General features: G+C 70.5%; 12 protein-coding genes. 3 read left to right on the plus strand and 9 right to left on the minus strand.

Translation table 11 applies throughout. The features are described from left to right. Positions 1–24: 24 nt before the first annotated feature. The 3 genes from C9992_RS03350 to smc all read right to left on the minus strand — a co-directional run bounded on the left by C9992_RS03350 (position 25) and on the right by smc (position 5,092). Positions 25–525 (minus strand): DUF2004 domain-containing protein, encoded by a 501-nt coding sequence (locus C9992_RS03350; RefSeq protein WP_106814145.1) that lies wholly within the window; start codon positions 523–525, stop codon positions 25–27. A gap of 70 nt (positions 526–595) precedes the next feature. Continuing rightward, positions 596–1,468, minus strand: coding sequence for a signal recognition particle-docking protein FtsY (ftsY, locus tag C9992_RS03355; RefSeq protein ID WP_106814146.1), 873 nt, complete (start codon positions 1,466–1,468; stop codon positions 596–598). 15 nt (positions 1,469–1,483) lie between these two features. Further along, a complete protein-coding gene (smc, locus tag C9992_RS03360) occupies positions 1,484–5,092 on the minus strand; it encodes a chromosome segregation protein SMC (protein ID WP_106814147.1) in 3,609 nt (1,202 codons plus the stop codon). Between the two features lie 491 nt (positions 5,093–5,583). Here smc and C9992_RS03365 point away from each other — a divergent pair, with 491 nt between their 5' ends. The 3 genes from C9992_RS03365 to C9992_RS03375 all read left to right on the plus strand — a co-directional run bounded on the left by C9992_RS03365 (position 5,584) and on the right by C9992_RS03375 (position 8,096). Next, on the plus strand, positions 5,584–5,838 hold the full coding sequence (locus C9992_RS03365) for a hypothetical protein (protein ID WP_106814148.1): 255 nt from the start codon (positions 5,584–5,586) through the stop codon (positions 5,836–5,838). Positions 5,839–5,920: 82 nt separating this feature from the next. After that, a complete protein-coding gene (locus C9992_RS03370; RefSeq protein ID WP_106814149.1) occupies positions 5,921–7,003 on the plus strand; it encodes a GNAT family N-acetyltransferase in 1,083 nt (360 codons plus the stop codon). After that, positions 6,996–8,096, plus strand: a complete 1,101-nt coding sequence (locus C9992_RS03375) for a GNAT family N-acetyltransferase (RefSeq protein ID WP_106814150.1) — start codon at positions 6,996–6,998, stop codon at positions 8,094–8,096. The genes C9992_RS03370 and C9992_RS03375 overlap by 8 nt, the downstream gene beginning before the upstream one ends. On the opposite strand, the gene mutM is transcribed toward C9992_RS03375, so the two are convergent. From mutM to C9992_RS03405, 6 genes are all read right to left on the minus strand, one after another. Then, positions 8,086–9,033, minus strand: a complete 948-nt coding sequence (gene mutM / locus C9992_RS03380) for a bifunctional DNA-formamidopyrimidine glycosylase/DNA-(apurinic or apyrimidinic site) lyase (RefSeq protein WP_106814151.1) — start codon at positions 9,031–9,033, stop codon at positions 8,086–8,088. The genes C9992_RS03375 and mutM overlap by 11 nt on opposite strands. After that, positions 9,026–9,727, minus strand: coding sequence for a ribonuclease III (gene rnc / locus C9992_RS03385; protein WP_106814152.1), 702 nt, complete (start codon positions 9,725–9,727; stop codon positions 9,026–9,028). The genes mutM and rnc overlap by 8 nt, the downstream gene beginning before the upstream one ends. A 16-nt stretch (positions 9,728–9,743) precedes the next feature. Then, positions 9,744–9,953, minus strand: a complete 210-nt coding sequence (rpmF, locus tag C9992_RS03390) for a 50S ribosomal protein L32 (RefSeq protein ID WP_050721097.1) — start codon at positions 9,951–9,953, stop codon at positions 9,744–9,746. A gap of 32 nt (positions 9,954–9,985) precedes the next feature. Next, complete coding sequence (locus tag C9992_RS03395; RefSeq protein ID WP_407662218.1) at positions 9,986–10,468, minus strand: YceD family protein; 483 nt, start codon at positions 10,466–10,468, stop codon at positions 9,986–9,988. Positions 10,469–10,563: 95 nt separating this feature from the next. Beyond that, the gene (gene coaD, locus C9992_RS03400; RefSeq protein WP_106814153.1) at positions 10,564–11,061 is read right to left on the minus strand and encodes a pantetheine-phosphate adenylyltransferase; all 498 of its coding nucleotides are present in this window, start codon (positions 11,059–11,061) and stop codon (positions 10,564–10,566) included. A gap of 42 nt (positions 11,062–11,103) precedes the next feature. Beyond that, the gene (locus C9992_RS03405) at positions 11,104–13,266 is read right to left on the minus strand and encodes an ATP-dependent DNA helicase RecG (RefSeq protein WP_106814154.1); all 2,163 of its coding nucleotides are present in this window, start codon (positions 13,264–13,266) and stop codon (positions 11,104–11,106) included. Between the last annotated feature and the right edge of the window lie 89 nt (positions 13,267–13,355).

Raw genomic sequence — 13,355 nt, forward strand, 5'->3', positions numbered from 1 at the left:
ACGCGCCCAGGGCGGCGGCAGAGGCTAGTCGGCGCTCGTCACCGACAGCACCGCGCCGTCCGAGTCGAGGTTGACCAGCAGCACGTCGTCGGTGGCATCCGGGTCCAGCGCGTACTCGAGGACGGCGAACGGGTCGCTGCCGCCGTGCTCGTCAGCGAGGATCGTCATGCTCATCAGCTGCAGGGAGCGGATGACGTCGATGTGGACGTCACCGGAGATGTCGACCAGCGCGTCCTCCAGCGACTCGCCCAGTGCCTCCTGCTGCTGGAGGATGTACTCGGTGACCTCGCTGGTGCGGTCGTTCAACTCGCTCACCATCGCGTTGCGGGCGCTGCGGTCGATGTCTTCGAGCGAGGAGATGAGAGCTGCGGCGACGTCGAGCGCGGCCTCGGACACGTCGTCCTGATCCGGTGCGGTCAGATCCACCGTGACGGACTGGTCGCCCAGCTCGACGTTCTCCGACCAGAAGATCGATCCGTCAGGCCCCGATTCCAGGAGTCCGAAATAGTCGTGCTCGATCGCCATGTCCCCATGAAACCGCAACGCGAGGTCCGGCGATAGTCCGAAGCTGGCGTGGCGGCGATCCCGCCCGGATTCAGTCGACCAGGGATGCCGCGAAGACGTGCGGCGTGAAGCCCGTGAGGTCGCCGATGCCCTCGCCCTGACCCAGCAGCTTCACCGGAATCCCGGTGCGCTCCTGCACGGCCAGCACGAACCCGCCCCGGGCTGAGCCGTCCAGCTTGGTGATGACCAGGCCGGTCACACCGGCGTGCTCGAGGAACGCCTGCGCCTGCATGACGCCGTTCTGCCCGGTGGTCGCATCCAGCACCAGCAGCACCTCGCTGATCGGCGCCTGCTTCTCGATGACACGGCGGATCTTGCTCAGCTCATCCATGAGACCGCCCTTCGTGTGCAGGCGGCCGGCGGTGTCCACCAGCACGATCTCGGTGCCGGTCTGCTTGGCGTACTCGATCGTCTGGAAGGCGACGGATGCCGGATCCTGGCCTTCCTGCTGCGGCCGCACGATCGCGGCGCCGCCGCGCTCGGCCCAGGTGGCGAGCTGATCGACGGCGGCCGCCCGGAAGGTGTCGGCCGCGCCGACGACGACGGAACGGCCGTACCGCTGGAGGAACTTCGCGAACTTGCCGATCGTGGTGGTCTTCCCCACACCGTTGACGCCCACCACGAGCACGACGGCCGGGCGCTCGGTCAGCCGCAGCGTGGTGTCGAACTTCGCGAAGTGCTCCTCGAGGGTCTCCTTGAGCATGCGCTGCAGATCGCGCGGGTCGGTCGTGCGGTAGCGATCGACCTTCTCGCGCAGCTCGTCGACGATCCGTTCCGTGATGTCGGGGCCGAAGTCCGCCGTCAGCAGCGCGGTCTCGAGGTCGTCCCACGTGTTCTCGTCGATCGTGGGTTTGACGAACATGCCGCGCAGCGCACGGCCGAGCGACCAGGAGCTCTCTGCCATTCCTCCAGCCTAGGGTCAGGAGGCCACGCGCTCCGCGATGCGCTGACCGACGACGGCCGAGACGCCGTCCTGTCGCATCGACACGCCGTACAGCGCGTCCGCGATCTCCATCGTGCGCTTCTGGTGCGTGATGACGATGAGCTGACTGGAGGCGCGCAGCTGCTCGAACACGCCCAGCAGACGTCCGAGGTTCGCGTCGTCCAGCGCGGCCTCCACCTCGTCCAGGATGTAGAACGGGCTCGGCCGTGCTTTGAAGATCGCCGTCAGCAGAGCGACGGCCGCCAGCGACCGCTCGCCGCCGGAGAGCAGGGAGAGGCGCTCGATCTTCTTGCCGACCGGGCGGACCGACACCTCGATCCCCGTGGTGAGCGGCGAGTCGGGGTCGGTGAGGGCGATCGAACCGGTACCCCCGGGGAAGAGGATCGGGAACACCTCCCCGAACGCCGTCTTGGTGTCTTCGAACGCGGCCAGGAAGATCGTCTGCATGCGCTCGTCGAGCTCTTCGATGATCGTCAGCAGATCCTTGCGGGTCTGCGTCAGATCGGCGAGCTGCTCGGTCATGAACTTGTGCCGCTGCTCCAGCGCCGCGAACTCCTCCAGAGCCAGCGGGTTCACCCGACCGAGTTGGGTCAGCTTCCGCTCGGCCTCCTGCAGGCGCCGACGCTGCTGCGCGCGGTCGAACGGGATCGTGGCCGCCGGCCGCGCGCCCGCCGCGCCGCGGCCTTCGTCACTCCCGTCCTCGGCGTCGCCATCAGGCGAGGCCACGCTCGCCTCCTCGGACACGTCCGGCATCGCCGATTCGACGGGAACCGGCTGGTCGGGGCGATATTCCGAAACGAGAATGTGCTCGTCGAGGCCGAGCTCGGACTGCACACGTTCGAGCACACCGGTCACGTGCAGCCGCTTCTCGTGGATCTGCAGCTCGAGGCTGTGGACGCTCTCGGTGAGGCCCGCGAGACGCTCGCGCACGGCCGTCTCCTGCGCGCGCAGTTCGGCCAGCTCGGCGGTGAGCGCGGTGCGTTCGGATTCCGCGGCACTCAGCTCCGCGCGCGCTTGCGCGAGCGACCGGTCCACGGAGTCGATCACCGCCGGCAGCTGCCCTGCGACGCCGGCGGCGATCTCCCGCTGCGCCCGGCGGATCACCGCCCGTCGCGCCGCCTCGGCGGCCGCCTCGCGCTCGCGCTCGCGCTGACGCTCCAGGGCGATCACGCGCGCCTCGCCGGCGCGGATCCGCTCGCGCAGCGTCTCGACCTCGAGCCGCGAGCGCATCTCCCCGTCGCGTGCCTCCTCGAGCGCGGCCAGCATGCCTTCGCGGGCCGAGGCGTCGAGGATGGGTCGGGGGGCCTCGAGAGCGGCGGTGAGCTGATCCTCCGCCGAGCGGGCCGAGGCCTCCGCATCCTCGACGGCCGCCTCCGCCTGGGCCAGTCCGGCGGCCAGGCGCTCGCATTCGGCGACGGCCGCCTCGTGGCGCACGGTGGCCCGGTTGACCTGCTCGGCGTGCGCGGCCAGCGCCGCATCGTGCTCGCGCAGCGTGGTGAGCGCCGCCTTCGTGCGCTGCCGCGCCGACTCCAGCTCGCCCGTCGCGTCGGCGAGGGCCTCCCGCAGGGAGTCGGCCACGACGGCGATCTCATCGCGGCGTTCGGCGGCGGCATCCCGTTCGGCGGCGAGTTCGAGCCGGCTGCGGGACGACCCCGTCCCCGCTCGCAGCGAGTACGCGGTGTACACCTCGCCGCGCCGGGTCACGAGCGTCACCAGGCCGCCCGCGTCGGCGTCGGCGAGGGCCGCCCCTGCGCGGCGGGCCGCTTCCAGGTCATCGGCGACCACCACGTGAGAGAGCAGTCCCAGCACGCCGGGCGGTGCGGTGACGACGTCGCTCGCCGCGACCACACCGGGAAGCGGCGGACGCGCGGGCGCCGTCGTGCCGGCCGCGGCGATCACGATGTCGACGACGCCGGCGTCCGCGTCGCGGGCGGCCTCGGCGACATCGAAGGCCGCATCGCGGTCCTCGACGAGGATGCCCTCTGCCACCGGGCCCAGAACGGCGGCGATCGCGGCCTCGAAACCGGGCTTGACCTGCACGGCGTCGCCGACAAGTCCGCGCACGCCGGGTCGGCCCTGCGCGATGAGTGACGAGGCGCCGTTCTTGACATCGAGCGCGCGGCTCAGGGCGGAGGTCTGCGCCGTGAGCGCCTCCCGCTCGCGCTCGGCGGCGTGCAGGCGTTCGCGAAGCGACGCGACCGCCGCCTCGGCCTCGGTCGCCTCGCGCTGCGCGCGTTCGTACGCCGCGGCGTGATCGGCGGAGGACTCCTCGGGCACCAGATCCGGGTCGACGCCGGCGAGGATCTCCTCCGCCTCCGCGCGGCGAGCGAGCGCGGCATCCAGCGCCTTCTGCTGGCGCTCCACCGCCGTCCGCACGGCGGCGAGCGCGGATGCCGCCGCCTCGGCCGTGCCGCGCAGCGCGGTGATGCGCATGTCGTGCTCCGAAACGAGCGCGCTCTGCGCAGAGATGTCCGCGTCCAGCGCATCGAGTTCGGCCCGGGCGCGGATGACCTCCCGCGCCGCTTCGGCCGCGGCATCCTGTGCAGCACCCAGCCCGTCGGAGACCTCGTCGATCTCGGCCCGTGCCTCGTCGATCATCGCCTGCGACACCGTTGTGAGCTCGATGCGCTCCTCGTCCTCGGCATCGCCCAGGAGGGCCAGGCGCTGGCCCGCGAGGGCGTAGAGCCCGCGCAGTCGCTCCTGCACCCGCTCCAGCCCGTGCGCGGCCCGGCGTGCGCGATCCACGGTCTCGGAGCGCTGGTCGTTCTCGAGCTGCTCGATCCGCACCCGCGCGTTGTCGAGGCGTTCCTGCAGCACCATCCGCTCGGCGTGGCGCTCCTGCTCGCTCTGGGCGTACGACGCGAGCTCCGCGCGCAGTCCGACGATCTCGTCGGCGTACAGCCGCGCCTTGGCGTCCCGCACGACCGCGGCGATCGTGGCGGCCTCGCGGGCGATCTCAGCCTGGCGTCCCAAAGGCTTCAGCTGACGCCGGAGCTCGCCTGCGAGGTCGCTCAGGCGTGTCAGGTTCGCCTCCATCGCCTCGAGCTTGCGAAGTGTCTTCTCCTTGCGACGGCGGTGCTTGAGGATGCCCGCCGCCTCCTCGATGAAGCCGCGACGGTCCTCAGGCGTCGCCTGCAGAACGCTGTCGAGGCGGCCTTGGCCGACGATGACGTGCATCTCGCGACCGAGGCCGGAGTCGCTCAGCAGCTCCTGCACGTCCAGCAGACGGCAGGACTCGCCGTTGATCGCGTACTCGCTCGTGCCGTTTCGGAACAGCGTCCGGCTGATCGTGACCTCGGAGTACTCGATCGGAAGAGCGCCGTCGCTGTTGTCGATGGTCAGCTGCACCTCGGCCCGCCCCAGCGGCCCGCGCGTCGCGGTGCCGGCGAAGATGACGTCCTCCATCTTGCCGCCGCGCAGGGTCTTGGCCCCCTGCTCGCCCATCACCCATGCCAGGGCGTCCACGACATTGGACTTGCCCGAGCCGTTGGGTCCGACGATGCAGGTGACGCCCGGCTCCAGCGCGAACGTCGTCGGCTGGGCGAACGACTTGAACCCCTTGAGCGTCAGGCTCTTCAGGTGCATGGATGCGCCCTCCACCCCGGTCGATTACCCGCCTACGCTACCCGAGCGCCGGGCCGTATCCCGGCCGACCGGCCGAGTGCGCGGCGATCGCGCGACACGCCATGGGATCACCGAATCTGCGAATCAGCTTGACGCGGGTATCCGGAACACGGTAGCGTCACTCTCCGCGTCTGAAGTCGAGAAAGGAGGTCCACCGATGATGCACATGAACACCACCGGAATCGTCGCCCGTGATGGCGGCGCGATTCTCGTCTGCGCGTCGGGGACCGACTCCTTCAGCGCTGTGCTGAGCGGCCGCTTCCCCGCCGCCATCTGATCCCCGCAGGGGACGAGTCTGCCCACTTCCGGGCGACATCCGTCTGCTGCGCCGCACCCGCTTCCGGGTGCTGAGCGCGCGCCTCCTCCCCTGCACTCCCGCCCGTCGTGCTGCGGCACGGCATCTCCGCCTCCGGCGTCCGCCCGAGGCATCCCTCCCTCACGAAAGAGAAATCATGAACACTCTGCTTGCGCCGCAGCGCCCCTCGGGCGTCCCCGATACGCTGCGGCTCCCCAGCCGCGACCCCCGCACCTCGCTGGTGGACCGTGTGGCACTTCGCCTCGGTCTGTGGCTTCTGCTGTGGAGCACCCGCTCCCCGCGGCTGGCGGATGACCGCCTCCGGCACGCGCAGGCGTACCGGCATCAGGAGGAGAGGGCACGCCGCGAGCGCGCCTATCTCCGCGAGGCCAGCCTCGCTCCCCGGCCGTGACGGCCAACGGGTCCGCCGCCCGACCGCGGGCGGCGGACCCCCTCGACCCCCTCCCATCCACGAAACGCAAGGACGCATCGACATGACCACCCTGACCGGGCTGGAATTCCGCCCGCTGCCGATCCCCGACTCCATCTCCGCACCAGAGGCCGCCGACTTCGTTGAGATGGTGCGCGTGCGCAACGAGATCTACCGGCAGATCTCCGGACACGACGACCACCGCATCACCGCCGACGAGCTGCTCCCCCACTACCGCCCCAACGAGTACGAGACCCGCCTGTGCTGGGTGGTCGTCGACGACGGCCGGATCATCGGTCGCGTCGGCGTCGACATCCCGCACGAAGAGGGCTCCAACGCGGTGTTCTGGCTGATCGAGCTGCTGCGCGAGACGTGGGGACGCGGCATCGGGTCGGCGGCGCACGAGCTGGTCGAACGCACCGCACGCGAGCACGGCCGAACCGTGCTGCAGTCCTGGGCCGAGCACCCTGCCGCTCCGGGACCCCAGCTGGCACCGCCGACCGGATTCGGGGTGATCCCCGAGGACCACATCGCACGGTTCTACCTCCGCCACGGCCACACCCTGGAACAGGTGGAGCGCAACAGCGCTTTCGACCTCACCGGTTCGTTCGATGGAGTCGAACGGCTGCTGGCGCAGGCGCAGGCCGCATCGACGGACTACCGCGTCGTGCAGTGGTTCGCCCCCACCCCGGAGGAGTTCGTCGCCGGCTACGCGTGGATGAAGTCCCGCATGTCGACGGACGCACCGGTGGCTGCGCTCGAGTTCGCCGAGGAGAGCTGGGATGCCGCGCGCATCGCGGAACACGACAGCCGGTACACCTCGGCCGGCCGGACCATCCAGGTCACGGCCGCGCAGCACATCGAGACGGGCGAGCTGTGCGCCTTCAACGAGCTGGTCATCGGCAAGGACCGCACCGAAGCCTCGCACCAGGAGGACACGCTGGTGCTCAAAGAGCACCGAGGACACAAGCTGGGCACGCTCGTCAAGTGCGCGGGACTGCTGTCGTGGCGCGACGTCGCGCCGCAGTCATCGCGCGTCATCACCTACAACGCAGAGGAGAACAGACCGATGCTCGACATCAACGAGGCGATCGGCTTCGTCCCCATCGCCTACGAGGGCGCATGGAAGAAGGTGCTCGATGTCTGAATTGACCGCAACCGACGTGCTGACGGTGCAGCGCATCACCGTTCCCGAGACGACGGAGTCCGACGACGCGCGGATCTTCCTCGAGATGGTGCGCATCGCGAACGCGCTGTGCCTGCACGACACCGGGCACGACTACCTGCACGAAGAGCCGGGCGAGATGCTCCCCATGTGGCAGGACCAAGCCGACTGGACGCAGCTCGGATTCGCCGTGCTGAGGGGCGACGAGGTGCTCGGCGCCGTCAAGGTCGTGATCGCGAACCAGGACGACGTGAACTCTCTGGAGTTCGACCTGATGGTCGACCCGCCGCACCGCGGTATCGGCGCGGAGGAGCTGCTGCTCGCCGAGGTCGAGCGCGAAGCGCGCGAGCGTGGGATCGCCACCATCCAGACGTGGACGCTCCACCGCCCCGACACGCCGGGCGAGCGCCTGGCCCCGGCGACGGGGTGGGGCACCATCCCCGCCGAGGACGCGCAGACGCGAACCCAGGTCGACAACGGCTTCACGCTCGAGCAGGTGGAGCGGAACAGCGTGTTCGACCTGACCGGGTCTTTCGCCGAGGTGGAGCGCATGCTCGCCGAGGCGGTCGAGGCGGCCGGCACTGACTACCGACAGGTCGCGTGGACGTCGCCGACGCCCGACGAGTACGTCGACGGCTTCGCCTACGCTCTGTCTCGCATGTCCACCGACGTGCCCTCGGGCGATCTCGTCATCGACGAGCAGCACTGGGACGCGGCGCGCGTCCGGCGCCGCGACGCACGCTTCGCCGCCCAGGGTCTGACGGTGTCGGTGGCGGCGGCGATCCACATTCCGACGGGACGCGTCGCGGCGTACAACGAGCTGACGATCTCGGAGGACCGCACCGGCGCGACACAGCAGTTCGGCACCCTCGTGCTCAAGGAGCACCGCGGGCACCGGCTCGGCACGATCGTGAAGTGCGCCAACCTGCTGCGCTGGCGGGAGCTGGTGCCCCAGTCGCCGCGCGTGTCGACGTTCAACGCCGAGGAGAACCGGCACATGCTCGACATCAACGAGGCCATCGGCTTCGTGCCCGCCTCCTACGCGGGTGCGTGGAAGAAGGTGCTCACGGTGTGAGTGCAGCGGCGGTCCGCGTGGTCGCCCGACCTCTGCGCTGGCAGTGCGCGCAGAAGTGGCTCGAGCGGTTCGTGAACGACACGCGCACCAACGGCCGGCCGCACCGGGGACACGGCTCCCCGGTGCGGCCGTACGCGTTGAGCGAGTGCGCGAAGTATCCGGCTTGGCCGTTGACGTTCACGTACTGGGCGTCGAAGCTCGTCCCGCCCTCCGCCAGCGACTTGTCGAGCACATGACGGATCTCGGCGAGCAGGCGGTTCACCGCACGTGTCGACAGGGCGCTCGACGGTGTCTCGGGATGGATCCGCGCTGCCCACAGCGATTCGTCTGCGTAGATGTTGCCGACGCCGCTCACCACCGTCTGGTCCAGCAGCACGCGCTTGATCGCCGAGTCCTTGCGGGCGAGCACCCGGCGGAAGGCCGGGTCGGAGAAGGCGGGGTCGAGCGGATCGCGAGCGATGTGGCGCACCTGCGTCGGAACGGATGCCTCGGCCCAGCCGTGTCCGCCGGCGGCACCGTCCGGGGTGGGCACCAGCTCGTCGACTGCGAGGGAGCCGAACGTGCGCTGATCGGCGAAGACGACCGACAGCTCGCCGTGATCAGGATGCGTCAGATCGACCCGGATGCGCTCGTGACGCTCGGGCGCGGCGCCGGGCGCGCGCAGCAGCATCTGGCCGCTCATACCGAGGTGCCCGACGATGGCTTCGGCCCTGTGCCCGGTCGACGGGCCGGAGGCCAGCGGCATCCACAGGAACTTGCCACGGCGGACCGCGGCATCGATCCGGCGTCCCGTGAGGCGCGCTTCGAAGTCGGCACCATCACCCGCGTGCCGGGTGAGGGCCCGTTCGTCGAGCACGGTCACCGCCGTCACGGTGGCACCGCTCACCGCGGGCGCGAGGCCGGCGCGGACGACCTCGACCTCGGGCAGCTCAGGCACGCCCGCTGAGTTCCCGCCATGCGGTCAGCGCGGCGGCCATCTCGGCCTGCTTCTTGCTCGTGCCCAGTCCCTCGGTGGTGAGCTCGCCTACCGTCACCGTCGCAGTGAACCGGCGATCGTGGTCGGGGCCGGTCGAGGTCACGGAATACGCGGGCGGCTGCAGCGCGCGGCGCGCGGCGAGCTCTTGCAGCGCGGTCTTCGGGTCCATCGCCGCCCCGTACCGTTCGGGGTCTCCGAGCAGCGGCTCCACCAGCCGCAGCACCAGGCCGGTGGCGGCGTCCGCGCCGGCCGAGAGGTATGCGGCGCCGAAGACGGCCTCCATGGTGTCGGCGAGGATGGAGTCCTTGTCACGCCCGCCGGTGAGGATCTCACCCCGACCGAGCAGGAGGTGCTCGCCCAGTCCGATGCCGCGGGCGATCTCGGCAAGGGCGACGGTGGACACCACACTGGCGCGCCGCTTCGCGAGGGCGCCCTCGTCGAGGTCCGGATGCCCCGTGAACAGGCGCACGGTCACCGCGAGCCCGAGCACCGAGTCGCCGAGGAACTCCAAGCGCTCGTTGTGCGGAACCTGCCCGTTCTCGTAAGCCCACGAACGGTGCGTGAGCGCCAGCGACAGAAGCTCGGGGTCGATGTCGACTCCGAGCTTCTGTGCGAGGTCTGCGAGCGTGGCACGCCCGGCAGCGACGTCGGTCACGTCAGATGCGCGACGATCAGACGTCGGCGACCTTGCGGCCCTTGTACTCGAGGAACAGCTCCGTGCCCTGCGAGTCGGTGACGACCTTCGCCTGGTGCGGACGGCTGTAGACGACCTTGCCGTTCTCGACCGTCTTGACGAGGGCGGGCGCCTCGGCCTTCCACTGCGCGCGACGCGAGCGCGTGTTGGAACGGGAGACCTTCCGCTTCGGGGGGTTGCCTGCCATGGCTTGCTCTCTTCTGTGTTCGCGATGCCGGATCAGCCGCGGGTGCGCGGTGATTCGTCGTCGTTGGTCGTGGTGAAGTCCTGGAGCGCGGCCCATCGTGGATCGAGAGGCTGGCTCTGCTGCGGTCCGGCGCCATCGGCCAGCCGCTCGCCCGTGACCGGGTCGAGGCCGGGGCAATCCGGCTGACACACCGGTTGAAACGGAAGCGCCAGGACGAGCGCCTCCCTGACCAGAGTTTCAAGATCCACGTGGTCGTCTTGAACCTCGAAGTCAGTTTCTTCCTCCCCAGGATACGCGAAAAGCTCCTGAAACTCGACTTGGAGGTCCTCGGCGATGTCTCTCAGACAGCGGCTGCACACGCCTGTGAACCGCGTGTCGACCTCACCCGTGGCCAGAATCCCCTCGTGGACGGACTCCAGGCGCACATCGACCACGACGGGTTCACCCTGGTCGACGGCCACAAGACCCTCGCCCCATTTCTCCGGCGCGGCCACCTCGATGGTGTGCTCGCGCATCTCGCCCGGCCGGTGGACGAGGTCGCGGACCGGGAGGACGAAGGGACCCGTCACATGCTTTCTGACCACGACTCCAGCCTAGCCGCGGCCCGGAGTCAGATGCCCCGCGCGCCGGTGTCCAGGAAGCGGGCCACCGCACCGGGCACGAACGGCGACACATCGCCGCCGAGCGACGCGACCTGCCGCACCAGCGAGCTCGACACCAGCGCGTGGGCCGGGTCGGGAAGCAGGAACACCGTCTCGATGTGAGCGAGATGGCGGTTGACGATCGCCATGGGGGTCTCGTAGGCGACGTCGACCTGCGACCGGATGCCCTTCACCAGCACGCTCGCGCCGACGTCGGTGGCGTAGTCCACCAGGAGCCCCATGCTCCAGGAGGCGACGACCACGTCGCCGTCGATGTCGCTCTCGGCGATCGACTGCTCCAGCAGCGACTGGCGCTGCGCGATCGGGAGCATCGCCTCCTTGCCGGGGTTGTGGACCACCAGCACGTGCAGCTGGTCGTACAGCGCCGCCGCGCGGCGGATGACATCGAGGTGACCGAGGGTCGGCGGATCGAACGAACCAGGGACGACGGCGATCCGGCTGCTCATGGCACCAGCCTACTGGGGCGGCGTGAAGCCGCCCGTCGCAGGTCAGTTCTTGGCCAGCGCCGCGCGCTCGGCCATGCCGACGCTGCGCTCGAGGGCGGCGGACAGTCCGGGATGCCGCAGCAGCGCCGGATCGTCCGCGAGCACCTGCTCGGCAGCCACCCGGGCCTCGGAGATGATGTCGGCGTCCTTCACCACCCGCAGCAGGCGCAGCGACGACCGGGCGCCGGACTGGGCGTCGCCCAGCACGTCGCCCTCGCCACGCAGCTCCAGGTCGACCTCGGCCAGGGCGAAGCCGTCGAGCGTCGACGCGACCGCTTCCACGCGGTCGCGTGCCGGCGTGCCGAGCGGCGCCTCGGTCACGAGCAGACACAGTCCCGGCACACCGCCCCGGCCCACCCGGCCGCGCAGCTGGTGCAGCTGCGAGACGCCGAAGCGGTCCGCCTCGAGGATCGCCATCGTGGAGGCGTTCGGCACGTCAACGCCCACCTCGACCACCGTGGTGGCGACCAGGACGTCGATGTCGCCGCGCGCGAATGCCTGCATGACGGCATCCTTCTCATCCGAGGGCATCTTGCCGTGCAGGATCTCGACGCGGATGCTCTCGAATGACGGATGCCGCGACAGCAGGTCCGCGACCTGCACGACGCCCCAGCGAGTGCGCCCGGCCTCACCGGTGGCGTCGCCGGCGGGCTCGTCGGCGGTGTCGTCGACCGCCCGCGCCTCCGCGTCGATGGCGGCGCACACCACGAACGCCTGGCGGCCTGCACCGACCTCTTCGGCGATGCGCTCCCACACGCGCCCGAACCACCCCGGACGCTCGGCCAGCGGTGCGACGAACGTCTCGATGCCGGCCCGGCCGGCCGGCATCGTGCGGATGGTGGACACGTCGAGGTCGCCGAACACCGTCATCGCGACGGTGCGCGGGATCGGGGTCGCGGTGAGCACGAGCGCGTGCGGGGATGATCCTTTGGCGCGCAGCGACTCGCGCTGCTCGACGCCGAACCGGTGCTGCTCGTCGACGACCACCAGACCGAGATCGGCGAAGGTCGTGCTCTCGCTGAGGAGGGCGTGGGTGCCGACGACGATCCGCGCCTGTCCGGAGGCGGCGCGCAGCGCGGCCTTGCGGCGTTCGGCGGCCGGCAGCTGACCGGTCAGCAGCGTGGGCATGAGCTCCGGGGCGAGCTGGGGTCCCAGCATCCGCGCGATCGAGCGGACATGCTGAGCGGCCAGCACCTCCGTCGGTGCGATGAGGGCGGACTGGCCGCCGTCCTGCGCGACCTGCAGCATCGCGCGGAGAGCGACGAGCGTCTTGCCCGATCCCACCTCTCCCTGCACGAGCCGGTTCATCGGCCAGTCGCCCTGCAGATCACGGGCGATGTCGTCTCCGACGCTGACCTGGTCGGGGGTCCGTGGGAACGGGAGGGCCGCGTCGAAGCGCTCGAGCAGATCGCCCGCCACCCGCCGCGTCGCCGACAGCGCGCGCACGAACTGACGCTGCTGCAGAAGGGCGACCTGGAGCACGAACGCCTCCTGCACCCGCAGTGTCTGGCGCGCCGGCTCGATCTGCCCGAAGGACGCGGGACGGTGGATGTGCTCGATCGCCGCCCGCGCATCGAGGAGCCCGTGGCGCACGCGCAGATCATCGGGGAGCGGCTCGGGCACGTCGCCGAGGCCATCGAGCACGAGCGCCATGATCTTCTGCAGCTGCCAGCTCGCGACCGCGCTGGTCGCCGGGTAGATCGGGATCGGCAGGTTCGCTTCTGCTTCCGCCTGCAGCCTCGCCGTCTCCTCGTCCTCGAAGAGCTCGTAGTCCGGGTGCGCCAGCTGCTTGGCCCCGCGGTACTCCCCCACCTTTCCCGCGAAGATGCCGCGTCGGCCCGGACGAAGGTCGCGCACGCGCCATGCCTGGTTGAAGAACGTCAGCGACAGCTCGCCGTTGCCGTCGCTGATGACGACCTCCAGCAGCGAGCCGTTGCGATTGCGCATGCGGCGCTCGTTCACGCGCCGCACCTCCGCGACGATCGTCACCGGCTCGCCCACCGGCAGCGACGAGATGGGCGTCAGCTCGCCGCGGCGCGCGTAGCGGCGCGGGTAGTGCGCGAGCAGGTCGCCGACCGTCGTCATGCCGAACGCGCGCTCGAGCGCTGTCGCCGTCTTTCCGCCGATCGCGCCACCCAGGCTCGACTCGAGCGTGAAGGAGGCCACGAGTCGAGTCTAGGTTCGGCCGGCGACGTCCTCGCGCGTGGTGACGGTGCGTGCGTCATCGTGGTGCGGGCGACGGCCGATGCCCGGCG

Origin of the sequence: Microbacterium timonense (assembly GCF_900292075.1) — a bacterium.
Lineage (GTDB): Bacteria > Actinomycetota > Actinomycetes > Actinomycetales > Microbacteriaceae > Microbacterium > Microbacterium timonense.